At 69.7% G+C, this 26,625-nt stretch carries 25 protein-coding genes, 1 tRNA gene and 1 pseudogene; 14 read left to right on the top strand and 13 right to left on the bottom strand.

Going from position 1 to position 26,625, the window contains the following annotated elements; all coding sequences use genetic code 11:
* Positions 1-49 precede the first annotated feature (49 nt).
* The gene (locus AB1578_09595) at positions 50-1,915 is read right to left on the bottom strand and encodes a S8 family serine peptidase (GenBank protein MEW6488151.1); all 1,866 of its coding nucleotides are present in this window, start codon (positions 1,913-1,915) and stop codon (positions 50-52) included.
* 695 nt (positions 1,916-2,610) lie between these two features.
* Here AB1578_09595 and AB1578_09590 point away from each other — a divergent pair.
* The 3 genes from AB1578_09590 to AB1578_09580 all read left to right on the top strand — a co-directional run bounded on the left by AB1578_09590 (position 2,611) and on the right by AB1578_09580 (position 5,583).
* The gene (locus tag AB1578_09590; GenBank protein MEW6488150.1) at positions 2,611-3,555 is read left to right on the top strand and encodes a DUF3187 family protein; all 945 of its coding nucleotides are present in this window, start codon (positions 2,611-2,613) and stop codon (positions 3,553-3,555) included.
* A 98-nt stretch (positions 3,556-3,653) separates the two neighbouring features.
* Positions 3,654-4,223 carry a DUF6125 family protein gene (locus tag AB1578_09585; protein MEW6488149.1) on the top strand — a complete coding sequence of 190 codons (570 nt, stop codon included), beginning with the start codon at positions 3,654-3,656 and terminating at the stop codon, positions 4,221-4,223.
* An 85-nt stretch (positions 4,224-4,308) separates the two neighbouring features.
* Positions 4,309-5,583, top strand: a complete 1,275-nt coding sequence (locus AB1578_09580) for a L,D-transpeptidase family protein (GenBank protein MEW6488148.1) — start codon at positions 4,309-4,311, stop codon at positions 5,581-5,583.
* A gap of 6 nt (positions 5,584-5,589) precedes the next feature.
* Here the strand turns inward: AB1578_09580 and AB1578_09575 are convergent, their stop codons facing one another.
* The 9 genes and pseudogenes from AB1578_09575 to AB1578_09535 all read right to left on the bottom strand — a co-directional run bounded on the left by AB1578_09575 (position 5,590) and on the right by AB1578_09535 (position 13,225).
* Positions 5,590-6,039: a hypothetical protein gene (locus AB1578_09575; GenBank protein ID MEW6488147.1), complete on the bottom strand. Its 450-nt coding sequence runs from the start codon at positions 6,037-6,039 to the stop codon at positions 5,590-5,592.
* 26 nt (positions 6,040-6,065) lie between these two features.
* Positions 6,066-6,407, bottom strand: a complete 342-nt coding sequence (locus AB1578_09570) for a hypothetical protein (protein MEW6488146.1) — start codon at positions 6,405-6,407, stop codon at positions 6,066-6,068.
* Positions 6,408-6,785: 378 nt separating this feature from the next.
* Positions 6,786-7,268 carry a ferritin family protein gene (locus AB1578_09565; GenBank protein MEW6488145.1) on the bottom strand — a complete coding sequence of 161 codons (483 nt, stop codon included), beginning with the start codon at positions 7,266-7,268 and terminating at the stop codon, positions 6,786-6,788.
* A gap of 83 nt (positions 7,269-7,351) precedes the next feature.
* A pseudogene (locus tag AB1578_09560) lies at positions 7,352-7,519 on the bottom strand (DNA gyrase inhibitor YacG).
* 290 nt (positions 7,520-7,809) lie between these two features.
* A complete protein-coding gene (locus AB1578_09555) occupies positions 7,810-8,706 on the bottom strand; it encodes a M28 family peptidase (GenBank protein MEW6488144.1) in 897 nt (298 codons plus the stop codon).
* Between the two features lie 131 nt (positions 8,707-8,837).
* On the bottom strand, positions 8,838-9,836 hold the full coding sequence (locus tag AB1578_09550) for a cation diffusion facilitator family transporter (protein ID MEW6488143.1): 999 nt from the start codon (positions 9,834-9,836) through the stop codon (positions 8,838-8,840).
* A gap of 119 nt (positions 9,837-9,955) precedes the next feature.
* A complete protein-coding gene (locus AB1578_09545; GenBank protein MEW6488142.1) occupies positions 9,956-11,347 on the bottom strand; it encodes an RsmB/NOP family class I SAM-dependent RNA methyltransferase in 1,392 nt (463 codons plus the stop codon).
* 46 nt (positions 11,348-11,393) lie between these two features.
* A complete protein-coding gene (locus tag AB1578_09540; protein ID MEW6488141.1) occupies positions 11,394-12,434 on the bottom strand; it encodes an amidohydrolase family protein in 1,041 nt (346 codons plus the stop codon).
* 206 nt (positions 12,435-12,640) lie between these two features.
* Positions 12,641-13,225: an RsmD family RNA methyltransferase gene (locus tag AB1578_09535; protein MEW6488140.1), complete on the bottom strand. Its 585-nt coding sequence runs from the start codon at positions 13,223-13,225 to the stop codon at positions 12,641-12,643.
* A 117-nt stretch (positions 13,226-13,342) separates the two neighbouring features.
* On the opposite strand from AB1578_09535, the gene AB1578_09530 reads away from it, so the two are divergent.
* A complete protein-coding gene (locus AB1578_09530) occupies positions 13,343-14,098 on the top strand; it encodes a hypothetical protein (protein MEW6488139.1) in 756 nt (251 codons plus the stop codon).
* Positions 14,099-14,153: 55 nt separating this feature from the next.
* On the opposite strand, the gene ndk is transcribed toward AB1578_09530, so the two are convergent.
* Together ndk and eno are read right to left on the bottom strand one after the other, a co-directional pair.
* Entirely contained in the window at positions 14,154-14,573 is a 420-nt protein-coding gene (gene ndk / locus AB1578_09525; protein ID MEW6488138.1) for a nucleoside-diphosphate kinase, read from the bottom strand.
* Positions 14,574-14,672: 99 nt separating this feature from the next.
* The gene (gene eno / locus AB1578_09520) at positions 14,673-15,962 is read right to left on the bottom strand and encodes a phosphopyruvate hydratase (GenBank protein MEW6488137.1); all 1,290 of its coding nucleotides are present in this window, start codon (positions 15,960-15,962) and stop codon (positions 14,673-14,675) included.
* A 197-nt stretch (positions 15,963-16,159) separates the two neighbouring features.
* Here eno and AB1578_09515 point away from each other — a divergent pair, with 197 nt between their 5' ends.
* The 6 genes from AB1578_09515 (at position 16,160) to AB1578_09490 (ending at position 20,450) form a co-directional block, all read left to right on the top strand.
* Entirely contained in the window at positions 16,160-16,555 is a 396-nt protein-coding gene (locus AB1578_09515; GenBank protein ID MEW6488136.1) for a secondary thiamine-phosphate synthase enzyme YjbQ, read from the top strand.
* Between the two features lie 34 nt (positions 16,556-16,589).
* Positions 16,590-17,516, top strand: coding sequence for an endonuclease/exonuclease/phosphatase family protein (locus AB1578_09510; protein MEW6488135.1), 927 nt, complete (start codon positions 16,590-16,592; stop codon positions 17,514-17,516).
* 78 nt (positions 17,517-17,594) lie between these two features.
* Entirely contained in the window at positions 17,595-18,164 is a 570-nt protein-coding gene (locus AB1578_09505; protein MEW6488134.1) for a CPBP family intramembrane glutamic endopeptidase, read from the top strand.
* Positions 18,161-19,033: a DUF1848 domain-containing protein gene (locus AB1578_09500; protein ID MEW6488133.1), complete on the top strand. Its 873-nt coding sequence runs from the start codon at positions 18,161-18,163 to the stop codon at positions 19,031-19,033. The genes AB1578_09505 and AB1578_09500 overlap by 4 nt, the downstream gene beginning before the upstream one ends.
* Positions 19,034-19,183: 150 nt before the next feature.
* Positions 19,184-19,507 carry a hypothetical protein gene (locus tag AB1578_09495; GenBank protein ID MEW6488132.1) on the top strand — a complete coding sequence of 108 codons (324 nt, stop codon included), beginning with the start codon at positions 19,184-19,186 and terminating at the stop codon, positions 19,505-19,507.
* Between the two features lie 100 nt (positions 19,508-19,607).
* Positions 19,608-20,450: an aldo/keto reductase gene (locus AB1578_09490; GenBank protein ID MEW6488131.1), complete on the top strand. Its 843-nt coding sequence runs from the start codon at positions 19,608-19,610 to the stop codon at positions 20,448-20,450.
* A gap of 111 nt (positions 20,451-20,561) precedes the next feature.
* Here the strand turns inward: AB1578_09490 and AB1578_09485 are convergent, their stop codons facing one another.
* Entirely contained in the window at positions 20,562-21,479 is a 918-nt protein-coding gene (locus AB1578_09485) for a GNAT family N-acetyltransferase (GenBank protein MEW6488130.1), read from the bottom strand.
* 431 nt (positions 21,480-21,910) lie between these two features.
* Between AB1578_09485 and AB1578_09480 the strand changes: the two genes are divergently transcribed.
* The 4 genes from AB1578_09480 (at position 21,911) to AB1578_09465 (ending at position 26,386) form a co-directional block, all read left to right on the top strand.
* Positions 21,911-23,386, top strand: a complete 1,476-nt coding sequence (locus AB1578_09480; protein ID MEW6488129.1) for a long-chain fatty acid--CoA ligase — start codon at positions 21,911-21,913, stop codon at positions 23,384-23,386.
* Positions 23,387-23,512: 126 nt separating this feature from the next.
* Positions 23,513-24,277 (top strand): PEP-CTERM/exosortase system-associated acyltransferase, encoded by a 765-nt coding sequence (locus AB1578_09475; GenBank protein MEW6488128.1) that lies wholly within the window; start codon positions 23,513-23,515, stop codon positions 24,275-24,277.
* A 123-nt stretch (positions 24,278-24,400) separates the two neighbouring features.
* Positions 24,401-26,176 (top strand): cobalamin-dependent protein, encoded by a 1,776-nt coding sequence (locus AB1578_09470; protein ID MEW6488127.1) that lies wholly within the window; start codon positions 24,401-24,403, stop codon positions 26,174-26,176.
* A 132-nt stretch (positions 26,177-26,308) separates the two neighbouring features.
* A tRNA-Glu gene (locus tag AB1578_09465) sits at positions 26,309-26,386 on the top strand.
* Positions 26,387-26,625: the final 239 nt, after the last annotated feature.

Below are 26,625 nucleotides of genomic sequence, written 5' to 3'. Positions count from 1 at the left end.
CGGGCGGCCCGTCGGGCCGCCCGCTTTGCAATCCGGTACGAAAGACTCTCTACTTCCTGGCCCGCCCGGGGGGCGTCTTGGATCCGTCGGTGGTGGTGGAGGTGCCTAGCTGCACCTGCACCGAGGCGGTGCCGATGTTGCCGGAGGCGTCGCGCGCCCGGGCGGTGAGGGTATGGTCGCCCGCGGCGGCCTTGCGGGTGTTCCAGTTGCACGACAGCGGGCTCACGTTGCCGCCGCAGAGGACGGCGCCGTCGACCAGGACTTCCAGCAGACTCACTCCCACGTCGTCGGTGGCGGCGACCTGGATGGTGACCGTTCCGGAAACCGTGGCGCCGTTCTCGGGGCTCACGACCCGGGCGACCGGGGCTGTGGTGTCCACGGGGTCAGCCACGTTGTCCACGGTGAGCGTGACCGTCTTGGAGACGGCCTTGTTGCCGGCTGCGTCGTAGGCCTGGGCCACGAGGCTCGCCGAGCCGTCGGCGACCTGGGTCGAGTCCCAGGTGAACCCGAAGGGGGCCGACCCGTCCGTCGCGTACAGGGTTCCGTTGACCCAGAGCTCCACCCGGGCCACACCCACGTTGTCGCTTGCGGAAACGCTGACTGCGACCAGGCCCTGCACCATACCGCCCGTGGGGGACGCGATGGCCACGGTGGGTGCCTGGGTGTCCTGCACCTGGGCGTCGAGGGCCGCTGCCACCGCGGCCGCGGCATCGACGCGTCCGTGGCCGAAGATCGGGTCCCAGCCCGCGGCACCCAGGTCCACGGCGGTGTCGAGCAGAAGACTCTCCCACTGGGCCGGCCCCAGGGTGGGGTTGGCCGACATCAGCACGGCCACCACGCCGGCCACGCAGGGGCTGGAAAAGGAGGTGCCCTGCACGGTGACGTAGGTGCCGCCCCGCCCGGTGGTGAGCATGCTGGTGCCGGGCGCCGCCAGGTCCACATAGGCGCCGTAGCTCGAAAAGCTCGCCTTGGTGTCGGTAGAGGTGGTGGCGGAGACGGTGAGGAGGTCCGCGTTGGCTGCGATGGCTTCCTCGCCGCCGCTGTTGCCAGCGGCCACCACGGTCAATCCGCCCTTGCTCCGGAGGTACCGGGCCGCGCTCTGCACGGTGGAGCTCCCCGACACCCCGTTGTAGCTCACGTTGGCCACGTGGGCGCCGTGGTCGGCGGCCCAGGTGATGCCGCTCGCCACGGTGCTCCAGTAGGCGTAGGCGTTGGGGTCTGCGATGCGCACGGGCATGAGCCAGGCGCCCCAGGCCACCGAGGCGATGCCGATGCCGTTGTTGCCGGCCGCGGCAGCCACGCCCGCCACCCAAGTGCCGTGGCCGTGGACGTCGGAGGTGTTGCTGTTGTTGTCGTAGACGTTCCAACCGGGGACGAGGTTGGGCACGAGGTCGAGGTGGGTGCCGTCGATACCGGTGTCGAGGATGGCGATGACGACCCGGTCTCCGTTGGAGGAGTCCCACGCGCTGGGAGCGCCGATCTTGGGCAGGTACCACTGGCTGCCGTAGCTCGGGTCGTTGACGGTGGTGGCGTCCGGGGTGACGAGCATGTCCACCTCGGCGAAGGCCACATGGGGGTTCCTGGCGAGGGCGCGCACGACGGCTTCTTCGGCCTGGGGCGGCACCTGCACCAGGTGCACGCCGATGCCCCGGATCTTCCCCTGGGAGCGAGCGTTGTGTCCCTTGAGGACGTCGTCGAAAGCGCCCTCGGAGAGCCCCGGCCTGGGCTGCACGAGCACGCGACCCACGGCCCACTGGGGGCCCTTGCCGTTCGGGGGGGCGGCGGCAGCGCCCGCGGCGAGCCCCAGCACTGCCAGGGCGCCAAGGAGGCCGACTGCGAGTTTGCTCGGCGCTCGGCGGCCGCTGCCTGACGTGCCGGGAATGGGGGTTCTACGGAAGGGGAGATACCGTCGCATGGGAAACCTCCGTGGGACGGGGAGAATGGAGTGGCATTTTTCGCTTCCGGGCGGCACAGTATCCACGTTGCGTGCCACCCGGATAACTACCGCAAGAGGGCGCTCTTTCCGATCCGATCCCATAGGGGTGCCCGCACGGTTACGCGGACGGACCCCACGGGGAACGTTGCCGTAACCTACCGGAGGATGGGGTCGGGTTCGCATGGGTTTGCGTACCGATGGACTGGGATGGCTCAGGGTGCATTGGGCCATGGTCTGTCAGGGGATTCCCTTGGATCTCCCGCGCCGGGGATCGTGAGCAATAGAGCAGGGCAACTGCCCTGACCCGGTTGGCGGGTGAACCCCGCTTCGCGGGAACCACCCGCCCGGATCTGCGCCGACATCGGGTTCGGTATCGGTATCGGTATCGGATTCGGGTTCGATACCGATACCGATACCGATAGCGGTGGAAACTGGGTCGGGGCAACGCTGCGCCCCGTGCCCTCCTTATGGTCCGAGCGCCACGATAGGGTGGGTACGGCCAACCGTTTCGCGGTCGCGGGCGTGGTGGCAGTGGGGGGTGCCCACCCGGGTCCCCGAGGAGGTGAGCGACAACGGGCGGACGCGAGCTCCGGAGGATCTTCGACGTGTTTTCCTTAGGTCGGCGAGTGGGCCCAGACGGGAGTTGCGATCGATCGGGCGGGGTGTGGCGGTCGATGGGGGCGGCAACGTTCCTGCTGCTGGCGGCGGTTCCGGCCGCGGCGTCGGAATTCGCGCCGCTGCCGGTTCGAAACCTCTACCCTCCGCGTCTGCTGTTCTTGCAGCCGTCTCCGTCCCTGCCCGAGCAGCGGTCGGGGGGCCGAATGGACCTGGCGTACGCGACCGTGTGCGCCGTGCACGAGCGCGGGGATACGTCGCTCGTGACGGACATGGAGGTGGGGCGCGTGGCGGCGGTGGGCCGGTGGGGGGCACCGTGGGGAGGAGGATTTTCCCTCGAGGTGCCCTACCTCTGGTATGGCGGGGGGGCCTTCGACCCGGTTCTCGATGCCTACCACGATGCCTTCGGCTTTCCCGACGGAGACCGGGAGGACCGGCCGGAGAACGCCTTCGGCTACCGGGTGACGCGGGGGCGGCACGAGTATGCTCCCCGTTCCCCGGCGGGGGGCGGGCTGGGAGACATGGTCCTGGAGGCGGTGCATCCTTTGGGCGCGCCCGGGCCGCTGCGGTCTGCGGCTCGGCTGTCCCTGAAGCTTCCCACCGGTTCTGCGCGAAACGGCTTCGGGAGTGGGCATGCGGACGGGGGAGGGGGGGTGCTGGCGAGCTGGCAGGGCCCGCGGGCCGGCGTCGGGGCAAACGTAGACGTGCTGTATCTGGGGGGCTCGCCGGACGCGGCGCTCCGGTTGGAATCCCATTGGGCTCTCTCGGCGCTCGCGTTCGCGGGGGTGCAGCTGGGCCCCTTGGGAACGGCCGCGGCTCAGCTCCATTTCGCGACGTCCCCCTACGGCACGGGCCTCCCGGCGCTGGACCGCGACGTCCTCCTCCTGGCGCTGGGCGTGCGCCGGCAGGTGGGCGCCGACGCCTGGATTTCCCTCGGTTTCACGGAGGACCTGGTCGTGCAGGCGTCGCCGGATTTTTCACTGTTTGTCGGGGTGGAGTGGTAGGGGCATCGCGAAGGCCCGGAAGCGAGCCGGTTTTGGGCCCGAAGGGCCTGTGCCTTGTGCTACCCTGTCATTTCCCTTTGCGAGAGGAGGAACACAAGATGGAGAAGGCGGGCGCAGGAGGTGTACCGAGCACCGTTGCCGGAGACGAGGGCATCCAGGCTCTCGAGGCGATGACGAAGGAGGAGCTCATCCGGGTCGTGATCGACGATGCGAAGAACTGGCTGGCCCACGACGGGCTCTGGTTCCAGGCGGTGGAGAAGGTCCACGGCATCGAAGAGGCGATTCGGGCGGATCGGGACGCCTGGGAGGCGTTTACGGCGATCGAGGCCAAGCGCATCATGGAGCGCCTGGGGATGGCGCCCGGCGGCGGGATTCCGGCGCTGGTGGAGTGCTTGAAGCACCGGCTCTACGCCCGGCTGAACCGCCAGGAGTGCGTGGAGGTGTCGGCCACGCGCGCGGTCTTTCGCATGCTCGACTGTCGCGTCCAGTCCGCCCGGAAGCGAAAGGGCCTGCCGGACTTCCCCTGCAAGAGCGTCGGCCTGGTGGAGTACGCGGGGTTTGCCCGCACCGTGGACCCGCGCCTGCGCACCCGCTGCGTGGCGTGCCCGCCCGACCCCCACCCGGAGGAGTACTGGTGTGCCTGGGAGTTCGTGCTCGAGGAGCCGTGAGGCCGTGCCCCGGCGGCCCAAGGCGCTCCCCGGCCTGATGGCTGGAGTCTTTGCTCGCCGGCGAGCGTGTCGGCGGAGGTTCGACATGACGCGCGTGGCTGCGCTGTTGTTCTTCCTTGCCCTGCCCACCTTCGCAGCAGCTCAAGCGGGCGGAGTTCCCGTATTCCGCCAGGTCGCCGGCGAAATTCGCCGGGTCGTCGCCGCCCCGGGCGACACCCTCATCGGTCTGGGAGCCCGCCACGGGGTGCGCTGGCAGACCCTGGCTGCGCAAAACGGCATCGCCGATCCGAACCGGCTTCGCGTGGGGCAAGAGCTCAAGCTGGACACCCGGCGGATCGTGCCGGCCGCCGTGGCCGATGGGCTCGTCGTCAACGTGCCCGAAGCCATGCTCTACGTCTTCGAAGGGGCCAGTCTCGCCGCCCGATATCCCGTGGGCCTGGGGCGCCCGAAGTGGCCCACGCCGGTGGGGTCCTTCACGGTGCTCTTTCGAGAGTCGGACCCCACCTGGCACGTGCCCCGTTCGATTCAGGAGGAGATGGCTCGGGAGGGCAGGGTGGTGGTGTCCAAGGTCCCTCCGGGACCGGACAACCCCCTGGGGAAGTATTGGATCCAGCTCTCGCTATGGGGCTACGGAATCCACGGCACGCCGTTTCCGAGTTCCATCGGGCAGTTCCTGAGCCACGGGTGCGTGCGGGTGGGGGATCCGGGCATCGAGGAGCTGTTTCGCCGGGTCCGCCGCGGCTCCCGGGCAGAGTTCCTCTACACGCCGGTCAAGCTGGCCGTTCTGCCCAACGGCGAGGTCTGGGCCGAGGCGCATCCCGACGTCTATGCGCGCGGCTTCCCCCGTGAAGAGGACGTGTGGCACGCCCTGCAGCGGGAGGGTGCGGCGGACCGGGTGGACCGGGAGGCGCTCGACGAGATCCTGCGCGTCCGGGACGGCCTTGCCCGGCAGGTGGGTTCCGCCGCTCGGGATCTGCGGGGTCTCCCGGAAGCCGCCGCGGGGGAGGGTCAAACGGCGGCAAGGCGAGCGCTCTGGCGCTGTCTGGACTGCCCGCCGGGACCGGGCCGCCGGATCACCTTGCAGATCGAGGCCCGGGAGCCCCTGGACCTGCCCAACCCCTTCCCCATCGAGATCCGAGACGACGCGGGGCGGGTGGTCTTTCGCCCCCAGATGGTGGCCCAGGCGCTGGTAAGCCTGGCACCGGGCGACCTGCGCAATTTCGTCTGGGAGGTGCGCGACACCGAGGGGCAACCCCTGCCCCCGGGGTCCTACTCGGCCGTGATCCGGTTCTTTGCGGAAGGGGAGGGGGGGAGCCCCCAGGCCTACAGCCTCTCCCTGCCCCTGTGGCTGGGGAACTGACGAGACTCAGCGCCGGGCAAGGGAACAATTGCTCAGGTACAGGGTGCTCCACTCTCCCCAGTCCTGGGCGTCCGCGAGGCTCCCCGAGAACAGCACGGGGGAGCCTTCCGGGTACTCCCGCATCTCTTCCGGAGAGAGCAGTCGCGGCAGTCCGCACACGACCTTGCGGCCGGAGCCCACGTGGAGGAGCGCCACCGCGGGATTCGTGTGGGGTACCGACGTATCGTAGTACGAACGCGGCAGGACCGCCTCGACGTTTCCCGTTCCCTCCACCCGCCTTCCCGCGTGCAACCGAAGGTATTCCGCCCGGGCTCCGGCATCGGGCCGCTGTCCCAGGTTCACGAACACCTGGGAAGCCGGGAGATCCTGGGCTGGGGCGAGGACAGGCAGGCTCGCCCAGAAGAATCCCGCCAGGGCCGCTTGGGCCGCCACGCGGATGCGCGTTCGCCGTCTCATCTCTTGGGTTCCCGAGGCAGAAGGGGTCAGCGCCGCACGGTGAGGGCGAGCCCCACCAGGCGCCCGTCCTCGCGGGAGTAGCGCAGCACGGCCCGCTCGCCCACCGCCACGTCGGAGAGGGGGATGGTGCTGCCGTTTCGGGCGGGCTCCACTCCTGCGGCCAGGGTCACACCCACCGTGAGCTCGCCCTTGGGTGTGGGCGCCGCGACGACCACGGCCCGGTGTGCCACGTCCACGGAGGCCACCGTGCCTTCCACGACGCGGACCTGCCCCGGGGCGATGGTCTCAGCAAAGGCGCCCGGAACGGTGAGAAAAAGCGCTGCGAGGGTGAGGGCGATCGCCTGCAAGGTGCATCGAGGGGTCATCATGGTCCTCCTTTCCGACGCAGTGTCGATGAGGAGGGCAGGGTAGCTGCCGGAGACGAGGTGTCAAGAAACCCCACCGGCAGGCATCCCCCCGCGCTCCTACCCTGGAGGATCGCCGCCGCCGCTTTCGCGATCTCTTCTCGGTCGAAGTCGAAATCGAGATCGGAGGCGGCGTCGATTCCGATCGCGCCGATCACCTCGAACAAGGCGTCGACGGTATGGCGTGAGCAGGCGAAGACCTTGGCGGAGGGGGCGCCCGCCGCCGCGACGAACGCGCCGGGACGCGGCGGGGCAGGGCGCGTCCCAGCACGTGGAGGCGGGTCCACCGGCATTGGAAGCGGTCGATGACCGCCTTGAGCTGGGCCGGGACCCCCAGCCGGATCAATCGCCCCACAGCCACACCCCTCGGTTGGTCAAGGCATAGTACTGGTCGTCCAGGAGCTTGCGGTGGAGTTCCTCTTCCTCGGCGAGCTTCTGGAACATCTCCTGTCCCTTCGCGTCGGGGGCTCCCACCGCCAGGGCCCGGTACTCCGAGATCGCCTTCTCCTCGGCGGCAATCGCGATGCGCAGGGCGTCCAACGCATTAGCGTGGGGCCCGGCCGCCTTTCGCCCCGTGGCCTCGGCGGCGGGCACCTTGGAGATCTTCTTTCCCGGATAGGAGATCCAGCTTCCCTGGGCCTCCAGCGAGCTCTTGAGCGTGCGGAGGTGTTCTTCGTGATGCTTCTCGAAGTCGGCCAGCTCGTGGAACATCCGCGCCCCGGCGGGGTCGTCGGTCTGGCTCGCGGCGTTGGCATAGAAGACGTTGGCCTCGTGCTCCGCCTGGATGGCACGGTCCAGCGCGCTCAGGATCTGGGTCTTCTCCATGGCGTTCCTCCCTCTGGCGTGTCGCCGGCAAGCGCCGCCTTGCCCCGTTGCGGAACAGCGGCGAAAGATCCATCGGTCGAGGCTTCCGCGGAGCCGTCGGAGCCCGACTCCTCGTCCTCCACGGGAATCCGGTAGTCCTCCCGAAGCCAGCGTCCCAGGTCGACGGCCTTGCAGCGTTCGCTGCAGAAGGGACGATGAGGGGCCGTTTCCCACACGACGGTGGTGCGGCAGGTGGGGCAGCGCACGTTCATGGACGGATAGTACCCAAGAAGAGCCGGAAGGCGGAAGCCGGAAGACTGCGGCGCACCGATTCGCCGCGGGCCATCATTGATAAATAACATGTGTTGTGTATTTCTAGGTACGCGATATCACGCAAGAAAGCGACGTCAAGCCAACGTGCTTGCGGGTTCCTCGCCGAGGTTCCGTCGGGATGGGGGCCGGCGGCGCGCTGTCCCGCAACGTCTGATAAGATATATTATGTCAACTTGTGAATACCGCTGCAGGGCCGGCCCCCCCCTGCACGATCTGGAAGAGAACTGCCTTACCGGCCTCCCCCCGGCTCCAGCGCCCGCGCCAGGCCCAGGGCGAGCCGCGCCATCGACGCGTAGTCCAGGGTTTCGGGCACATCCCCCGGTCCGTGGTAGTGGGGGTTTCGAAAGAAGGACGTGTCCGTGATCATCAGCGCCGGGAACCCCAGGTCCCAGAAGGCGGCGTGGTCGCTCAGGCGGATGGCCGGCAGGAGCCGTCCCCTGCCGGGTACCGCGAGGGTTTCCACCGGAAGGCCCGTCCCTACGATCCCGGCCGCCAACGGGCCCAGGAGGTGCCGGCTGCGGCGGTTGGCCACGAGGCCGACGAAGTTGGCCCGACTGGGGTAGCCGAGCAGCCCTACGGGAAAGGGATATGCTTGGGTGCCCGGCTCCTGGCGGTAGTAGCCCACCATCTCCAGGACCAGCGCGCCCCGCAGGACAACCCGGCTGCGCCGCAAGGACTGGGCCAGCACCCAGGCGCCCTGCCGTTCGGTGCCGAAAAACGGAGGCTCCTCCAGGGTGAGCGCCGCGAAGACGACGGGGCCCGAGGCCGCCCGCGGTGCAGTGAGCAGCCGCGAAACCTCCAGGAGAACGGCAACACCGCTCCCGTTGTCGTCGGCTCCCGGCGTTCCTTCCACGGCGTCGTAGTGGGCCGCCAGGAGCATCGGCTCGCCCTGCCAGGAGGACTTTCCGCCGAAGGCCAGGAGGTTGGCGTACTCGGGGCCGAAACCCGGAATGGGCTGACGCTCCACCCGATACCCCTGGGCTTCCCAGAAGGCCTCGATGCGGGAGGCAGCCGCGGCCAGGACCGCCGGCTGTCGCCAGGAACGCCCCCCGGGCACGGCCAGGGCTTCCACGTGTTCCCTGAGGCGAAGGGCCAGGTCCTCCAGCACCGGGTCCTCTCGATGCATACGGGCAGTGTCCGAGTTCTTCGCCGAAGGGGCGAGGGTTCGGTGGGTCGAGAGAAGCATAAACGCCATAGCGGCCACGAAGAGAAATCTCGCCACCAGGGCGCGTGCGGAGCCCCCTCCCCATCGCCCCGTCACCTGGGGTCTTCCCCTCCGGACGGCTTCGGTCCGGGCGGCAAGGCGCACGCGGCGCCCTCCCCTTCTACCGTACACGCGGAACGGAGGCGGGAGTCCTTCAGTTCGTGGCTCTCCTCGATCTGTATCGTGGCGTGGGTGATCCCGAAGTCTTCCCGAAGGCGCGCCACGGTGCGCGCCAGAAGCTCCTTCTGTCGCGGATACCCGTCGGGGACCACCAGATGGGCAGAGAGGGCTTCCTGGCCCGGCGCAATGGACCACAGGTGCACATCATAGAGACAGCACACGCCTTCCTGCTCCAGAATCGCCCGCTGCACCTGCCGAAAGTCCAGGTGGGCGGGAACCCCGAGGAGGAGCGCGTGGACCGCCTCGCGCACCAGCCCCCAAGAGCTGTACAGGATGAGCGCGCAGATCCCCACGCTGGCAAGGGGATCCGCCGGGGTCCACCCGGTGGCGGCCACCACGATCCCCGCCGTGAGCGCCCCCACCGAGCCCAGGGCGTCGGCAACCACGTGGAGGAAGGCTCCGCGCACGTTGAGGTTTTCGTCTTTGTGTGCGTGGAGGAGCTTCATCGAGACCAGGTTCACGGCAAGGCCAGCCGCGGCCACGGCCATCATCCCCACGGCCCGGATCTCCTGGGGCTCGCGAAAGCGCCCGTAAGCTTCCCGGAGCACCACTCCGACGATGGCCCAGAGAGCGAGCCCGTTGAAGAGGGCTGCCAGGATCTCCACCCGCCGGTATCCGAACGTCTTGGTGGCCGAAGGCGGCGTCTCGCCCACCTTGAGCGCCAGCAGGCTCAACCCGATGGCCGCTGCGTCCGTGAGCATGTGTCCGGCGTCGCTGAGCAGGGCCAGGGAGTTGATGAGCCATCCTCCCACGGCCTCGGCGACCATGAAGGAGACGGTCAGGGCGAAGGCGAGCCACAGGCTGCGCCGCGATCCCCTTCCGGGGGCCGCGACGTGTCCGTGGCGGCAGTGATCTGCGTGCGCGTGCGCCATGAACGCCCTTCTCCCCGATGACGTCCTTAATACCACTGGGACCGGGCGTCGGCGACCGCGCGTGTGGCCCAGGATCCCCCGGCCGGGCGGAGAGCGTGGACCCGCGGGGCGCGCCTTCCTCACCCCTCTCGGCGAAATCGAGCCAGGAAGAACGCATCTCCGTCGTACTGGGGCAGGGTGGCGGGTAGGCGAAATGCCCCCTCCCCTGCTCCGGGCACGTCCAGCAGTGGGGCGTGCCCTTTCCGATCTCCGGGCGGCGCGGGCCGAAACTCCGGCCGGCGCTCCAGGAACCCTCGGACCTGCGCACCGTTTTCCGGTTCCAGCAGACTGCACGTGGCATACACCAGCGTGCCCCCGGGGCGCAGGAACGCGGCGGCCTGGTCCAGGATCTCGGCCTGGAGGGCGCCCAGGCGGCGCACGTCTTCCTCGGACCAGCGCCACGCCACGTCTGGGTTGCGCCGCAGGGTTCCGGACGAGGAGCAGGGGGCGTCCACCAGTACCAGGTCGTAGGGCCCCGCCCTCCCCACTTCGCCCGCGTCGGCCACCACCCGAACGTTGCCCAGCCCGGCCCGGCGGGCCCGGCGGCGGGCGTCGGAAAGCCGGCGGGCGTCGGCGTCGTAGGCCACCACGCTGCCGCGCCCCTCCATGGCGGCCCCCAGGGCCAGGGCCTTGCCGCCGCCCCCGGCGCAGAAGTCGAGCACCTTCTCCCCCGGCTTCGGATCGCACAGGCAGGCCACGAGCTGGCTTCCCTCGTCCTGGACCTCGACGTGGCCTTCCCGGTAGGTGGGCGACGCGAGCACGTTGTGGCGCTCGGCCACCACGAGGCCCCAGGGACTGCGGCGGGTGGGGCGGCAGGCGATCCCCTCCGCGCGCAGCCGGCGCAGGGCGGCGTCCCGGGCGACGGCGGTGGCCGGTTGCACCCTCAGGATGAGGCGCTGGGGTTTCTTGAGCCGCGCGCACTCCTTCACCACCTCCCCCACGCGGTCCCAGGGGCCCTGTTCTACCCACCAGAGTGGAATTCCGAGGAGGCCCTCGAGGGCATCCTGAACCGACGAGGGCAGCCCGCCCACGGGAGTCTTCCAGGCCGCCGTGAGTGTCGAGACCCACGTCTCGCGCAGCGCGGTTACTCCTTCGAGGAGGCGGACCCAGCGCAGTGGGCCTTCGGGCAGGTGGGGCACCTTCCCCGGGTCGCCCCGGTACCCGTCGAGCAGGGCGAGGAGCAAGTGTTCCCCGTCCCCCGGGAGCGCGGCCGGCAGTGCCCGGCGGTACAGCTCGCGATTCCGGGCCAGGGCGTAGAGGGCGGTGCCGAGCAGAAGCCGGTCGCTGCGGCCCATCTTGCGGTTCTGGGTCTGGTGGTGCCGCAGCGCCCGGTCCAGCGGTGGCCCGCCGGAGAAGACGAGCTCTTCCAGGGAGCCCGCCGTCCGCAGGATGCGCACGGCGTGGCGAAGGGTCAGCTCCTCCTCCGGGCCGCCCCACCAGGCCCAGGCGGGCCGTGCCTCGTCTCGTGTCACGCGATCTTCCTTTCTACTGCGATATTAGACGCTTTTGGCATGCTAGCTAAGGTAAAGAATGAGGCAAGCATCGGGTCCACTCTCCCCCGATGTACACGCCCAGCGGGTTGCGCAGAGCGGTAGGATCTTGGACGGGGTCGCTCGCGACCCACACGAATCCCGCCTTCTTCCCGACCTCCAACCCTCCCAGACGCCGTCCGAGAGCCTTTTCACACAGGATCCGCGAAGACCATGTGGATGCGGCGAGGGCCCGGGTCCTGGAAAGCCCGGCCTCGGCCAGACGCTCCACTTCGCCCAGGAGACCCTCGCCGTGGGGTACGCCGGGCGTACCGGCATCGCTGCCCGCCAGGAGGCGAATCCCCCGGCTCGCTCCTTGGGCCACTTCCTGCCGGTGGCGGCTGTATGTGATCTGCTGCACGTCCCGCTGCCGCCCGGTGAGGTCCGTGCGCTCCGCGAGAGCGGCCCAGGCCGCCAGGGTCGGGGTCCACGCGATCCGTTCTTCGGCCAGGAACTCGATGTCGGCCTTCTCCAGCCAGAATCCGTGCTCCAGTGTATCCGGGCGGCACCCCAGGATGCCTCCGAGCGGGCCGTTGGCATGCACCATGACGCCGAGGCCGGCGTTTTTCGACTCCCGGGTGATCGCCGAAAGCTCCTCCCGGGAAAACTGGACCGGTCCGACCGCTCCGGGCTCCTCCAAGCTGTTTGCCCCGGTGGCGAGAATCTTAACATAGGCCGCACCCGCTTGCCGGTTTTCCTCGACGCGGCGGAGCGCTTCCCCGAGATCCTCCGCGCCCCTGGCCAGAAATCCCCCATACCCACCGGCCTTGCACAGGGGCTCTCCGGCGGCCGCGACGCCCGCGTAGCGCTCGGGGTGCCGGTTCGCGATCCGAGCCGCCTCCAGGGCGAGTGCCCTCGGCCCTCCCGCGTCCCGCACGACGGCAATGCCCCGCGCGCGACACTCCTGCAAGGTCTCCAGGATCCCCGCCAGAGCGGCTTCCCGGTTCAAGCCGGCCACCGTGCGGCGAACCTCCGGGTCCGGGTTCCCGGTGAGGTGGAGATGCACGTGGGCGTCGGCCAGGGGTTCCACCGCCCAGCCTCCCGTGAGAACGAGGCAGGGCTCGGGCCTGCCCGGGGGCGCATTGGGGCCCGCGTGTACCACTTTCCCTTCCGAAATCAGGACCCACGCGGGGGCCATCGCCGCGGCCTCCGGGCCGCGGCGCAGTCCCTCCAGCGCCACGAGGAGATTTGGCGGGGAGCCGCCGTTGCGCGCGGTCCCCTCCTCCGAAACTCCTGTCACCCACATGGTTCGTAGAAATCGAAGACGGTGCGTCCGTGTCCCCGCGACCGGGTCAGCCGTAGCCCCCCGGGCGGCTCGGCGAGGGGCTCCCGGGCCTCACGCTGCACGACGACGGTGCTCCCCGGCGCAAGGACGGGGTGTTCCCCGAGGGCGGCCAGCGCCCTGCCCTGCAGGCCGAGCCCATAGGGCGGCGCCACCACGACCACGTCGAAGCGCGCTCCGGAGGCGCCGAGGCGCGCCACCCACTCCAGCGCGTCCCCGGGCAGGACCCGGACCTTTTCCTCCAGACCGAGGGCCTGAACGTTGGCCGCCACCAGGGCGGCAGCCACGGGATCGAGCTCGCACACCGCTGCCGAGGCCGCGCCGTTGGAGAGCAGCTCGAAGGAAATGGCGCCGGAACCGCCAAAGAGGTCCAAAACCCGCGCGCCAGGGAGCTTCGGCCGCAAGAGATCCGCCAGGGTCTTGCGCAAGCGGGTGAGCAGGGGCCTGGTCCCCTCTCCAGCCGGCGTCTCTACCCTACGCCCCCTCAGCCACCCCGAGGTGATCCGGACCCCCGGGCGGTCGCCGGTGCGGGTTGTCACGCTCCACGCCCCCCACGACACCCGTTGCTTGCTCCGAAACAAGCCACAGTCCTTGCGTCCCCATTCCCGCTTGCTACAGTGGCGCCCATCTCGAAACCAACTCCAAGGAGGCCTGCCATGTGGTGCACCCCCCGCCGGATCGCGGCCGCCGCCGCGGCCATCGCGCTCGCCCTGCCCTGCTCGTCCCCGCTGGCCTCGGGCCGAGAGGGCGCCTTCCCCGAGGTGCCCCGGCTCTTCGGCACCTTCAACCCCCAGCCGGGGGTCTGGTCCGAGTACGCGGTGGTCGAGAAGGACTCGGGCAAGAGATCCAAGATGCGCATGGCCATCGTGGGCACGGAGGTGGACTCCTTCTGGTACGAGGTCTTCATGGAGGACGGGGAGCACCGCAATGTCATCAAGATGCTGGTGAAGGGAAACCCCAACGATCCGGACAACATTCAGAGACTCATCATGAAGAGCGGCGAGAACCCCGCCATGGAGATGCCCAAGGACTTCGTGGCCATGGGGCGGCGGGTGGCCGCGCAGATGTTCGAGACCCGCAGCGGAGTGCCTGCCCAGGGAGGCGAGGGGCTGCGGCTGGAGGCGGGAGAAAAGCGCCCGGTCACGGTGCCCGCCGGCACGTTCCAGGCCACCCTCCAGCGCATCCTGGACGGCGAAGGAAAGGTCTTGGCCACCTACGACTTCGACCCGTCGGTGCTGCCCTTCGGAGTCGTGACCTCCACTACCGAGCGCTCGACCATGGAACTCTTGGCCTACGGCCGGGACGCCCAGACCCGCATCACCGAGACCCCGGTGCCCCTGACCGGCCCGCCGGGCATGCCCGAGGGCATGCCCCGGGGGATGCCCCCCGGGATGAAGCGCCCCGGCCAGTAGTCGACGGCGCGGCCCCCGCGGCACGAAACCAGCGGGGGCCGCGGAGGCCGCCGGGTCACACCAGCTCGAGGCCGCTAAAGAAGAAGGGGATCTCCACCGCAGCCGTCTCGGGGGCGTCGGAGCCGTGGACCGAGTTCTTCTCGATGTCCACGGCGTAGAGCTTGCGGATGGTGCCCTCGGCTGCCTGGGCCGGGTTCGTGGCGCCCATCACTTCCCGCCACTTGGCGATCGCCCCTTCCCTCTCCAGGCACAACACCACCACCGGTCCGCTCGACATGAACTGGGTCAGGCTCTCGAAAAAGGGCCGCGCCCGGTGTACCGCGTAGAAGCACTCGGCCTGCCCCTTGCTCAGGCGAAGCTTCTTCATCGCGCGGACGGCGAATCCCTCCTCTTCGATCCGGGCGATGATCTTGCCCGCCACGTTGCGGGCCGTGGCGTCGGGTTTCACGATTGCCAGCGTCTGTTCCAGGGCCATGGGGTCGGTCTCCTCGAAGGTTCAGTGGGTCCGTGTGGTAGCGATCTTCGGTGGCGCACCTGGCCTCCTCCCGCGCCGCCGTTCGCCGCGGGCTCGGGGCTAGCCTTCCCGGCGCGCCAGGATGGCGGGTCCGTTGAAGCGGGCGGAAGTCCCGAGGGCATCTTCGATGCGAAGCAGTTGATTGTACTTGGCCACCCGGTCCGTCCGGCACGGGGCTCCGGCCTTGATCTGGCCGGCGTTGGCCGCCACGGCGATGTCCGCGATGGTGGTGTCCTCCGTCTCCCCCGAGCGGTGGGAGATGACCGCCGTATAGCCTGCCTTGTGGGCCATCTCGATGGCCTGGAGGGTCTCGGTCAGGGTTCCGATCTGATTGACCTTGACGAGCACCGAGTTGGCGACGCCCAAGGCGATGCCGGAGCGCAGACGCTCGGTGTTGGTGACGAAGATGTCGTCCCCCACGATCTGCACCCGGTCCCGGAGGGCATCGGTCATGGCCTTCCACCCGTCCCAGTCGTTCTCGTCGAGGCCGTCCTCGATGGAGAAGATGGGATAGGTCTGCGCCAGCCGCTTCCAGTACTCCACCATCTCGGAGACGCTCTTCCGGGGCTGGGGCTCCGCCGCCAGGTAATAGTGGTCGCCCCTGTAGAAGGCGCTCGCTGCCGCGTCCAACGCGATCAGGACGTCGCCGCCGGGGGTGTAGCCGGCCCGCTCGATGGAAGCCAGGATGAGGTCCAGGGCCTCTTCGTTGGATCCCAGGTCCGGGGCGAACCCCCCTTCGTCCCCGATGGACGTTCGGTAGCCCTTCTCTTTGAGGATCTTCTTGAGCGCGTGATAGACCTCGGTCCCGGTTCGCAGCGCCTCCCGAAACGTGGGCGCGCCCACGGGGGCGACCATGAACTCCTGGATGTCGACGTTGTTGTCGGCGTGGGCCCCCCCGTTGAGGATGTTCAGGAGGGGGACGGGGAGCAGGGAGGCCGATGTGCCTCCGATGTAGCGAAACAAGGGCATCTCGCAGGCCAGGGCCGCCGCCTTGGCGCAGGCCAGGCTCACGCTCAGGGTGGCGTTGGCGCCCAGCTTCTCCTTGTTGGGGGTACCGTCGAGCTCGCACAGACTGCCGTCGAGCTGCACCTGCTCGCGCACGTCGAACCCCAGGAGCTCCGGCGCGATCACGGAGTTGACGTTCTCCACCGCCTTGAGCACGCCCTTGCCCAGGTAGCGCCTCTCGTCTGCGTCCCGCAGCTCCACCGCCTCGTGCTCTCCCGTCGATGCCCCCGAGGGCACCGCCGCCCGCCCGCTGATGCCGCTGGAGAGGTGGACCTCGGCTTCTACCGTAGGGTTTCCCCGGGAGTCGAGGATCTCGCGCGCAACGATGTCTGTGATGGTGTACATGCTGGCTCCTCCGCTGCCGGCAGCGGCCGGCGCAGGAACGGGGGCTCTCACCCGGTTTGGCGGGGTCCTCTTCTTACCCGACCGGTCCGCGCAAGTCAAGGAAAAGCCCGACAATCCGCGCTTTGCCGTAGGCAAGCCCTGTGCTATCGTGGCGACGCTCCCTTCCTCGCTTGAAGACCATTGGGGATGCATCGCCCATGCACACCTTCGAGGTCCGCACCCCCCAACGGGAGTGTCTTACCGATATCACCGGCCAGATCGAGCGGGCTTTGGGCAAGGCCGCCGCCCAGGGCGGACTTTGTACGGTGTTCGTGCCCCACACCACGGCGGCGGTCACGGTCAACGAGAACGCCGATCCCGACGTGGGCCGAGACCTTCTGGCGTTTTTCTCCGAGTTGGTGCCGCGCAGCTGGCCCTACCGCCACAGGGAGGGCAACTCCGACGCCCACATCAAGGCGAGCCTCTTGGGAGCGAGCGTCCAGATTCCCATCCGCGACGGGCGCCTCGTCCTCGGTACGTGGCAGGGGGTCTTCTTTGCGGAGTTCGACGGCCCCCGGACCCGAAGCGTCCACGTGGTCGTCCAGTCCGTCTAGGGAACCGACGCCCCTCAAGCCCGAGGAGGTTTGCGTGGAGCTGCGCCTTGCCACCTTCAACCTGGAGAACCTGGGCACCCGCCCGGGCGAGGAGCGGCGGGATGATTGGCTCATCCGCCACCGGGAGGCGCTGCGGGGGGTTCTGCGGCGGCTCGACGCCGATGCCATCGCGTTCCAGGAGCTCCTCGACCCCGCCCTCCTGGAGCCCCTTCTCGAAGGGCTGGGCTACCCCCACCGGGTGGTCTCGGCCCGCGCGGAGAGCCCCCTGCTCACGGGGGTCTTTTCCCGTTACCCCCTCCGGGACCCGCGGCCCGTCGCCGGGGGAGCCCGCGTGGCCCTGGTGGACGACAAGACCGGGATGGCGGTCCGCGTCGAGGGGCCTTTCAGCCGCCCCGTCCTGCACGTGTTGTGGGATGCCCCAGGCCTGGCCGTGGCCCTCCTGGTCGTCCACTGGAAGTCCAAGATCCCTTCGTTTACCCCGTCTCGAAGGAAGGAAGGCGAGCCCTGGGCGTCCCTGGGCGACGTGGGGGAGGCGCGCCTTCTCACCGAGATCAAGCGCTTGGCCCAGGCCGTGGAGCTGCGTCGGGCCGTGGACCGGGTCCTCGCCGACGATCCCCGGGCCCGGGTGGCCGTGCTGGGCGACTTCAACGACTTTCTCGAGTCGGAAGCGCTGCGTATCGTGCGCGGCGACGCCCGGGCGTGCCGCAGCCCCGGTCTGTGGGAACGGGAACTGCTGCCCTGTGAGCTCTCCATCCCCCCGGGGCTGCGGTTTTCCCAGATCTACCGGGGCCACCCGGAAATGCTCGACCACATCCTGATCTCCCGATCCCTGCTCCCCCACTTTTCCGGCGCCCGGGTGCTGAACGAGTTCCTCCGGGACGCCGAAGAAGGTCCGGAGCCGGGGCTCTCCGCCGACCCCGGCTCGGACCACGCGCCCCTGGTAGCCACGTTTCGGGTATAACCCCATCCCCGCTTGCCGAGCTGCCGCCGGGAGTTGTAGAGTCCCCGCGCCCCCTTCCCTTCTCCAGGATCCCCCCGGTTGGAGACGCCACCTCGCCCCTCCCACTTGACAGCTGCGGCGCTCGCTTACGCAGGCACGTGCGTCCTGGCACTGGCGGTGCTGCCGTATCTGGAAGCGCCTCTGGAGACGTTCCAGGTCTCCCACCACGGCGGAGTGCTGCGGGGCCGCGATCCCGTTCAGGGGGTGCTGTGGGGCCTGGGGCTGGGGGGCGGCCTGGCGGCGGCGAGCCAGGCAGTCACCCGCTGGACCCGGTGGGGCCGGCGCCTCACGCGCCTCCTGTCCCGCCTGGTGGGCGGGCTCCACCCCGCCGACGCCGTCCTGCTCGCAGCCCTGAGCGCCACAGCCGAAGAGATCGTGTTTCGCGGCCTCCTGCTCCCCTACGCCGGGCTTACCGTCTCTTCGCTCGCCTTCGGAGCGGCCCATCTGGTTCCCCGACAGGGCCTGTGGCCGTGGTCCCTGTGGGCCGTGGCCGCGGGTTTCGCCCTGGGCTGGGTCGCCTTGGCCACCGGAGGTCTTCTCGCCCCCATCGCGGCCCATTTCGCCGTAAACGCCGTGGGACTGCTCCTCCTGTCGGAGCGTTCGGGGTGATCGTTTCGGCGAGCCGCCGAACCGACGTGCCCGCCTTGCACGCCCCCTGGCTCCTGGAGCGGCTTGACGCGGGCCACGTCCAGGTGCGAAACTCCTACGCCCCTTCCCGGGTGCGCCGGGTGGATCTCGTGCCCGCCCCCGCCGGGACCCTGACCGCCCTGGTGCTCTGGACCCGAAACCCCGGCCCTCTCCTCCCGGCGGTGCCCGCGTGGGAAGCGCGAGGGTTGCGAACCCTCTGGCTCGTGACGGTGACCGGGTACCCCCGGCCCCTCGAGCCCGGCGCACCGGACCCGACCGCCGCGGTGGACGCCGTACAGCGCCTGGCCGCCCTCGTGGGGCGGGAACGGGTCACCTGGCGGTACGATCCGATCTTCCTGTGCCCTGCCCTCGGGATGGATCGGGAATGGCACGCGCGCAACTTTCGCCGCCTGGCCGCCTCCCTTGGAGATGTGGCGAGTCGGTGCGTCGTGAGCCTCTACGACGACTATCCCAAGGCCCGCCGCCGTCTCTCGGCCGCTGGTCTGGAGCCCGACCGGCAGGCCGCACCTGGGCCGCTCCTCTCAGACCTCTCCGCGGAAGCCGGGCGCCGGGGGCTCGCCTTCCAATCGTGCTGCGAAGCCGAGCTTCCGGCGGAGATCTCCCCCGGAGCGTGCATCGACGGCGCTGTTCTGGACCGACTCTGGGGCCTGGGGGTCGGGACAGGCCGAGACCGCGGCCAGCGCCCCGGCTGCCGATGCGTCCCCTCGGTGGACATCGGCGCCTACGACACCTGCACCCACGGGTGCCTCTACTGCTACGCTACGGGCAGCCGTCAGCTCTCAGCGATCAGCGTTCTACCTGGAGCCGGCTCCGCCGGGACGGTAGGCTGACGTTTCGCGACGTCACACGCCGCGGGGGCGATTGGCCGTTTGGCTTGTGCAAGTCACGCTTCCCATCACCCGTTACCTGTCACCCGTAACCCATAACCCTTCACGTCTCACGCTTCCCGTCACCCGTAACCCGTCACCCGAAAGGACCCCATGGACACCCTCGTCCAGCCCCGCGACGTCATCCTCGTCCATGTGCAGGAGAAGCCGGCGTTCTTCGCCCGGGTCGAAGAGATCCTCCCCGACGTGAAGAAGGGATGGCGGCAAATGCGCTTTCAGGTGCTGAGCGTCCCCCTCCAGGAGCTCGTCTGGACCCTGGAGCCCTCCCAGATCGACGGGGAGCCCTTCACCATGGGGGGCACCCCGATCCGCATCCAGCGCCTCCCGGAGCCGGTGCCGGCGGCGCCGGCCGAGAGCTCTCCCGATCCCGAAAAACCGGGCCAGGTCATTTCCTTCCCGCGGCGGCCGGGCACGTGAATCGTCCGTAGGCAGACGGGAGAGCGTCCGGGCCGTTCCCTCCCCTCCCTTGTCAGTCTCCGGTTTCGCACTAGGCTTTCCGCCTCCAGGAGGCGAAGGCATGAGCATTCCCACGCGGACTCTGGGCAAGACGGGGGCGGAAGTGACGATCTTTGGGCTTGGCGGGGAGGGGGTGCTCCGCACCTGGGGGCGGGAGCGGGAGGCGGAGGCGATGATCCGCCGGGCCCTGGATCTCGGGGTGACCTACTTCGAGTCGGCCCGGGCCTACGCCGGGAGCGAGGAGTACCTGGGCCGCGCCCTGGGGCGGGATCGGGATCGGGTCTTCCTGGCCACCAAATCGCACCATCGCCGGGCGCGGGGCGCCCAGGCCCACCTGGACGAGAGCCTGGCCCTGCTGCGCACGACCTGGATCGACCTGTGGTACGTGCACGACGTGCGCACCCGCGCAGATCTGGAAACCCTTGCCGGTCCCGGGGGGGCACTCGAAACCGTGGCAAGAGCCCGAAAGGCCGGGCAGGTGCGGTTCGCGGGGGTATCGGGCCACGAGAGCCCCGCGGTGCTCCGGGAGGCCCTGGATCTGTTCGACTTCGACTGCGTGCTGCTCCCCATGAACCCGGGGGAGTCCGGCCCCGGTTCCTTCGCCGAGACGGTGCTCCCGGTGGCCCGGGGAAAGAACCTGGGGGTCGTGGCGATGAAGACCCTGTGCCGGGGCCTGGCGCTGCGCATTCCCGGCGGCCAGGGGGCCGATGTCCTCCTGCACTACGCCCTGGGGGTGCCGGGGGTCACCCTGGCGAGCGTGGGATGCGACGACCCGGAGCAGGTGGAGGCCAACGCCACGGCGGCCGCATCCTTTGCGCCGCTTCCCCCCGACCGGCGCGAGCTCCTGGAGCGGCAGCTATCCGCCTACCGGCGAGAGCTCCTGTACTACCGTCCGAGAGGCTGACGGCTGGCTGGGCCGGAATCGAGGGAGATGGGTCGGGGCGTCGTGCCTGGAAGGCCGGGCTCCACGACCGCCCGGGATCGGGGAATGTCCGCTTCTGCCCGCAGGGGGCTCTCACGCGGCGACGAAGGCGGGGATCTCTTCCCAGAGGGGGCTCGCGACGGCGGAGCCGCGCCGGTCGGCCACATCCGGGTCCTCCCAGCCGGTGAGCGCGGCCACGGTGCCCGGCGCACGGGTCTCGAGGGCCTCGATCAGAAAAGGTTGCAGCGCCAGCAGTTCCTGCACTACCGGCTTTCCGAGGGCTGCGGAGCGCAAGGCGGTGTTCGGGCACCGGAAGATCTCGTCCGTGAAGAAGAACCGGTAGATTCCGTCCCCCTCGCCGCTGGTGGCACGGCGGTAGGTCTGCTCCAGGTCCTCGAGATCGAGCCCCAGGGCGACAGCGGGCGCGTCGTTTACGGCCCCGTAGGTGCGCCGTTCTCCGAACTCCTGAAACAGGAAGACTTGTCGATAGAACCGGGCGTGGCGAGGGTGGCACGCGATGGTGGCGTAACTCGCCCCGAGCTTGCGGGCGTAGGTGATGGCCATCTTCACCAGGTTCATCACCAGGTGCATGCCGATGGGCCGGTATGCGGGATCCACCGCCAGACCCGAACCCTCGGCAAACCGAAACCCCTGGGTTCGCAGCCCCTCGAGCTCGTCGGCATACACCTCCGACATGGGGACCCCGAACGCGCGGGTCTCGATGATCGCGGAGAGGGTGGCGATGACCTCTTCCCCGGCCTTCGCCACGAACGTGGCGCTCTCGGGCAGGAGGTTGTAGTGGGTGTAGCGCAGTCCCGCCCGGTTGGGGCGGATCAACCCCCGCTCCAGGTAGCAGTTGTACAGCAGAGCGTAGGCACCATGGATGTCGGAGCGCTCGAACGCCTGAGAAAAAGCGATCTCGGGCAGCGGAACCGGTGCCAGGACTCTGCCGAACGCTCCATCCGGGGAGGAAAACAGACGCGCCGGCTTCTCCGGGGATACGAACGACATGGACGGTTGCCTCCTGCACGTTGCAGCCGGCGGGAAGAGGCGAAGCATGGCGGTCAGGTCCGCGGGGGACGTATCGGCCGCGGATCCTCGGGACTTTACGACCCCTTGACGCAGAAGAGGAGCGCCCTCCCCAGGTCCGTCCGAAAACCGCCGCAAATTCCGGAACCCTGGCAGTTTCGAGCGCCGGGCGGGATGATAGCGAAGGAGAGTTTTTGTGTCCACGGGAAAGCCGCCATGGGCCAAAAATGTAACATCGACATCGGGGTTCGTGGTTGCCATTCCTTGCCGGGGGGGGCAAGCTGGCGTGGCGTTGGGAAAGCTACCCCTGCCCCGGCGAGCCGGCAAGGGGTTCCCGGTGCGCACGGGAGCGGGGCGGGGGCCGACCGGGGGCGGCGCGGCGAAACACGGGATAGGTTGGGGGTAGTGTGCCGATGCTGGGCCATGCCGTGAAGAAGATCTTGCTCCGTTCCCTGCTCTACCCCCACCGCCTGTTGCCCGCCGCACTGAAGCGCCATGGCTCCGGGGCGGCGTTCGGCAACGGCTGCACGTTTGCCGCACTACTCGACCGCGCCAGGCGGCTGGCCGGCCACTGGGCCTCGCGGGGGGTTCGGCCGGCAGACCCGGTGCTGATCGATCTACCCAACGATCCGGCCTTCGTGGAGGCGCGGGTGGCGGGCATCCTGGGCGGCCTCGTCGCCGTGCCGGTTCCCCCCGGCACCCCCGACGACCGCCTGGGTTGGATGGCGGAGTTCTGCGGGGCCCGCACCTATCTCGGCACGCGCCCCGGCGTCCTGCCCGGCCTCGACGCCCTTTCCCTCGAACCTGTGGCCGGGGATCGGGGCGCCTACGAGGCCGCGCTCGCGGGCGCAGCTCCCCTTTCGGCAACGCCGGGGATTCGGGGAGATTCTCTGATCACGATCAACTTCACCTCGGGAACCACCGGCGACCCCAAGGGGGTGATGGGCACGGCAGCGGGCTGGGGCTGGAGCCTCTACTACTCCCTGGCCGAGAACAAGGTACCGCTGGAGCCCGGCGAGGTCATCCTCCACGCGCTTCCCCTCTCCACCGCGGGCTCCGGCCTGATCCTGCCCGCCGTGCTCTCGGGGGCGAAGAGCCTCTTCCTCCCCGCCTGGGACGCTGAAGTTGCGGCGAAAATGGTCGAAAAGGAGCGGGTCACCCGTCTGTTTCTTACCCCCACGCTCCTGGCGGAGTTCGTCGACGCGGTGCGCCGCGGCCGGCGGGATACCCGCAGTCTGCGCGCCGTGGTGTATGGGACCGAGGCCATACCGGTGGCCCGAGTTCGCAGGGCCGTGGGGGTGCTGGGGCCCGTTCTCCAGCAGGGCTACGGCATGGCCGAGGCCCTGCCGCCGGTGAGCCTGCTCCACCAGGCGGAGCATGCGGCGGCCCTTCGCGACGGGGACGAGGAGGTGCTCGCCAGCACGGGCCGGCCCACGGGGGCTGTTGACCTCCGGATCTTCGGCCCCGGGGGCGAGGTTCTGGAAGCCGGGTGCGCCGGCTCGATTCGGCTTCGCGGCCGAACCGTGTCCCCCGGATACTGGAGGCGGCCCGATCTGACGGAAGCCAGCCGCAGCGGCGGATTCTACGTCACGGGGGATGTAGGCTTCCTCGACGGGCGCGGCTACTTGCACGTTCTGGGCAGGGAGGGCGCGCTCCCCTCGGCTTCGGCCCGCCGTTGGGTGGAGTGGGCCGAGGCCAGGCCTGAGGTCTGCCTCGCCTGGGTGCAGGAAGGCACCGGCGGTCCGACCCTGCACGTGGTGCCTGCGGGGGGGGCCGAAGCGGAGGCCGTGGTCCGGGAAGCCGTGCAGGGGGCGGCGGGAGAGCTTGCTGCCTTCGCGCTCCACGCCCAGCCGCCCCGGACGCCGAGCTACAAGCTCCGGCTCGTGTAGCGGGCCACGGCTTCCCCGGCGTCGGGGGAGGCGAGGAGCGCACGTCCGACGTGCCCTACCGGGGGAGTCGACGCTCGGGGGTTGGGGCCGGGTCGGGCCGGGGGTGCACCGAACAGGGGAGACCGGATGGAAACCGAGAACATCTTTGCGCTGTTCCACCGGCACTTTCAGCTGGTGGTCGGGGCGGACCCAACCGTGGTGCGGACGGCACAGCGGTTGCGGTACCAGGTGTATTGTCTCGAACATGGATTCGAGCGGCCCGAGGACTGCCCGGGAGGGCTCGAGCGAGACCCCTACGACAGTCGCTCTCTCCACACCCTGCTCCAGACGAACCCCGAGGACGCGGCCGCGCCGGAGACCGTGGGGACCGTGCGCCTGGTCCTGCCCGACCCCGACGACGCGACCCGCCCGTTTCCCATCGAAGAGCACTGCGGCGCGTCCTTCTACCCCGACTTCGAGCAGGCATGTCTTCCGCGCGCCACCTTGGGGGAGATCTCCCGGTTCGCCCTCTCCCGCCACTACCGGAAGCGCCGCGGAGAGCCGGAGAGCCCCCACGGCCTCGCCGAGGACGTGACCCCCCTCCCCCCCGACGACGAGCGGCGCAGGGTGCTTCCCCACCTCACCATCGGGCTCTTCCGGGGGATCGTGCGGATGAGCGCCCGGGCGGGGATCACCCACTGGTACGCGGTGATGGAGCTTCGGCTCATCCGGGCGCTGCACAAGTTCGGGATCGACTTCCCGATCATCGGGCAGGCGGTGGAATATCACGGCGAGCGCCACCCCTGCATGGGGACGGCCCTGGGCGTGCTGGACGGGGTCAAGCGGTCCCGGCCCGCCGTATACGACTTCATCACCGAGGGGGCGGACCTGCGCCGGCTGGAAAGCTCCTAAGCCGCAGCCGGCCCCGGAGGCAGCGCGAGGTGGGGACGGCGCTTGAGCTTTCCGGGCTTCTTGCCGATCCCAACGGGGTGCGGCAGGCCCAACCCCCCTCCCCTTCTTCTCGCAGGTTGCCCCATGGCCCGCATCCTCCTCTGGAACTCCCTCACCACCCGGCGGCGCTCCGCCAGCGATACCTTCCTGGACAACGGCCTGGGTGTCCTCTCGGCCCATCTGGAGGACCAGGGGCACCGGGTCTGGCTGGAGGACTGGGCCACCGACGTGTTCTACGCCTCCCTGGCTTCCCCCACCCTGGCGCGCCCCTTGCGAGGGCTCTACGGGTACCTGCTGGCGGGAAAGGCCGGCGCCGAGCCCTCGCCCCTGCGCAAAGGGGTGGGGGCGGCCGCCCTCGGCCTGCAAGCCGCCCAGGCCCGGCTCCAGGCGCAGCGGTTCGACGCCCGGTTGCGGGAGCTCGCCTGGCGGGTGGTGGAGGAAGGGGTGCCCGTGGTGGGCTTGAAGCTCTGGTACGGGGAGGCCTTCGGCTGGGCACGGCGGCTGGCCGGGCTCCTGCGGGAGGTGGCTCCGGAGGTGCTCACGGTGGCCGGCGGCTACCACGCCTCCCTGTACGAGGAAGACGTGCTCCGTCACGCCCCCTTCGATCTAGCGGTGCGCGGCGAGGGAGAGTTCGCCCTGACCAAGGTGCTCGACCTGGTGGACCGGTTCTCGGGCCGCCCGAAGGCGGAGCTTCTGGCGGAAATCGCCTCACACCGTTTCGAGAACGCCCTGTGGCGCAGCGGCTCCGGCGTAGCCAAGGGGCGCAAGCGCCCCGTGCGCCTCACGCGAAAGGCCGTTCCCCGGTACGGACCGAGCCCCGGCAAGGTCCGCATCCACGTGATGGTGGAGAGCCTGGGCTGCCCCTGGGGCGCGTGCCACTTTTGCGTGCACCCCCACTTCTACAAGAAGTACGAGCCCCGGGCCGTGGCCGAGGTGGTGGAGGAGATGGAGGCCATGGCCCGGCAGGGCATCGGGATCTTTCGGTTCGCCGGCTCCGACACCCCCCCAGCCTTCGGCGCCCGGATCGGCCAGGCCGTGCTGGATGCCGGTCTCCAGGTCGTTTACGGCATGGGGAGCCGCGCGGTGAAGAGCTGCGGGAGCCCCAAGGTCTTCGAACGAACCACGGCCCACTACGAAACCATGATCCGTTCGGGCCTGCGGGCGGTCTTCATGGGGGGAGAGACCGGCCACGACCGGATCAACGCCGAGGTGATGAACAAGGGGGTCACCCGAGCCGACCTCGTGGCCACGGCCCGGGCCATCCGCCAGGCCCAGGAGCGGGCCGGGCACCCCGTGGACCTGATCCTGGCCCTCATCTACCCGGTCCCCCTGGTGGAGGGCGTGACCCAAGACGAGGTCTTTCGCGCCAACCGGGAGCTGCTGGAGGAGTTGCGACCCGACTCGGTCATGGTCACCCCCCCCGGTCCGTTCAAGCACAGCCGCTGGCACGCGGAGAAGGAGCGGTTCGGCTTCCAGTTCGACGAGGGTTTCGTCCGGTCGGCCATGGAGTATGAGTACGTGCTCTACAAGCCCCCGACCCTGTGGCCCCGCCTGGAGCTGAGCCTCCAGGGCCGGAGCTTCGTGGAGCTCCTGGAGGAGTGCGGCCGCCTGCGCCGGGAGGCCGAGGCCCTGGGCATCCCCACCGACCTCTCCGACGAGCACTTCCTCATGCTCCGGGCGGCCGGATACCGCGGGCGGGAGGGCGCCGAGGAGTTCAAGCGGGAGACCCTCCTGGACGTCGTCTCCTGCGACTACCGCACCCTGGGGAACATCGCCGAGCGCATCAACGCCGAGAGCCGCCGGCTGGCGGCCGCGAGCCAAGCCACATCCGACGCACTCCAGGTGGCCACAAGGAACTGACTCCCCGGCCCAGCCCGGAGACCTCCCGATCGATTCCAATTCCCGGTTGCACTCGGCCCCTCGTCGTGATAATTATCCGCGCTTCCGGGAGCCCCGGGAAGCAGCGCCTTCCCGGGGTCCCGGAAGCCGCACGTCCCCATCGTCTAGCCCGGCCCAGGACACCGGCCTTTCACGCCGGCGACGGGGGTTCAAATCCCCCTGGGGACGCCAAGCAAAATCAAGGGGTTAGCTCGCATGGGCTAACCCCTTGTTCGTTTACTGCGGGGTCTGTGCGGGATTTTCTCGGGCAGATCTCCGAAAACGGGCTCTGTTCCGATCCGTGTGGGTTCGCGTAGTGGCGGAGAGCTTGGGAATACGGCCGTTTCACCCGTAGGGGCGCACAGCGTGCGCCCGCCCTCGGGCCCACCCCGAACCCTCCGGGCGCACGCTGTGCGCCCCTACGCGCCCAG

This window comes from Thermodesulfobacteriota bacterium (genome assembly GCA_040756475.1).
Lineage (GTDB): Bacteria > Desulfobacterota > Deferrisomatia > Deferrisomatales > JACRMM01 > JBFLZB01.
The sequence above is the reverse complement of the archived record's forward strand: the minus strand, read 5'-3'. Positions and strand labels throughout refer to the sequence as shown.

What these genes read in the sequence shown, in the direction of transcription:
- AB1578_09555 (MEW6488144.1), bottom strand. Translation starts at nt 8,706, where the DNA reads ATGCATCGAGAGGACCCGGTGCTGGAGGACCTGGCCCTTCGCCTCAGG.
- AB1578_09490 (MEW6488131.1), top strand. Translation starts at nt 19,608, where the DNA reads ATGAGCATTCCCACGCGGACTCTGGGCAAGACGGGGGCGGAAGTGACG.
- AB1578_09565 (MEW6488145.1), bottom strand. Translation starts at nt 7,268, where the DNA reads ATGGAGAAGACCCAGATCCTGAGCGCGCTGGACCGTGCCATCCAGGCG.
- AB1578_09475 (MEW6488128.1), top strand. Translation starts at nt 23,513, where the DNA reads ATGGAAACCGAGAACATCTTTGCGCTGTTCCACCGGCACTTTCAGCTG.
- AB1578_09530 (MEW6488139.1), top strand. Translation starts at nt 13,343, where the DNA reads ATGTGGTGCACCCCCCGCCGGATCGCGGCCGCCGCCGCGGCCATCGCG.
- AB1578_09550 (MEW6488143.1), bottom strand. Translation starts at nt 9,836, where the DNA reads ATGGCGCACGCGCACGCAGATCACTGCCGCCACGGACACGTCGCGGCC.
- AB1578_09515 (MEW6488136.1), top strand. Translation starts at nt 16,160, where the DNA reads ATGCACACCTTCGAGGTCCGCACCCCCCAACGGGAGTGTCTTACCGAT.
- AB1578_09575 (MEW6488147.1), bottom strand. Translation starts at nt 6,039, where the DNA reads ATGAGACGGCGAACGCGCATCCGCGTGGCGGCCCAAGCGGCCCTGGCG.
- ndk (MEW6488138.1), bottom strand. Translation starts at nt 14,573, where the DNA reads ATGGCCCTGGAACAGACGCTGGCAATCGTGAAACCCGACGCCACGGCC.
- AB1578_09495 (MEW6488132.1), top strand. Translation starts at nt 19,184, where the DNA reads ATGGACACCCTCGTCCAGCCCCGCGACGTCATCCTCGTCCATGTGCAG.
- AB1578_09470 (MEW6488127.1), top strand. Translation starts at nt 24,401, where the DNA reads ATGGCCCGCATCCTCCTCTGGAACTCCCTCACCACCCGGCGGCGCTCC.
- AB1578_09595 (MEW6488151.1), bottom strand. Translation starts at nt 1,915, where the DNA reads ATGCGACGGTATCTCCCCTTCCGTAGAACCCCCATTCCCGGCACGTCA.
- eno (MEW6488137.1), bottom strand. Translation starts at nt 15,962, where the DNA reads ATGTACACCATCACAGACATCGTTGCGCGCGAGATCCTCGACTCCCGG.
- AB1578_09585 (MEW6488149.1), top strand. Translation starts at nt 3,654, where the DNA reads ATGGAGAAGGCGGGCGCAGGAGGTGTACCGAGCACCGTTGCCGGAGAC.
- AB1578_09570 (MEW6488146.1), bottom strand. Translation starts at nt 6,407, where the DNA reads ATGATGACCCCTCGATGCACCTTGCAGGCGATCGCCCTCACCCTCGCA.
- AB1578_09480 (MEW6488129.1), top strand. Translation starts at nt 21,911, where the DNA reads ATGCTGGGCCATGCCGTGAAGAAGATCTTGCTCCGTTCCCTGCTCTAC.
- AB1578_09590 (MEW6488150.1), top strand. Translation starts at nt 2,611, where the DNA reads ATGGGGGCGGCAACGTTCCTGCTGCTGGCGGCGGTTCCGGCCGCGGCG.
- AB1578_09485 (MEW6488130.1), bottom strand. Translation starts at nt 21,479, where the DNA reads ATGTCGTTCGTATCCCCGGAGAAGCCGGCGCGTCTGTTTTCCTCCCCG.
- AB1578_09580 (MEW6488148.1), top strand. Translation starts at nt 4,309, where the DNA reads ATGACGCGCGTGGCTGCGCTGTTGTTCTTCCTTGCCCTGCCCACCTTC.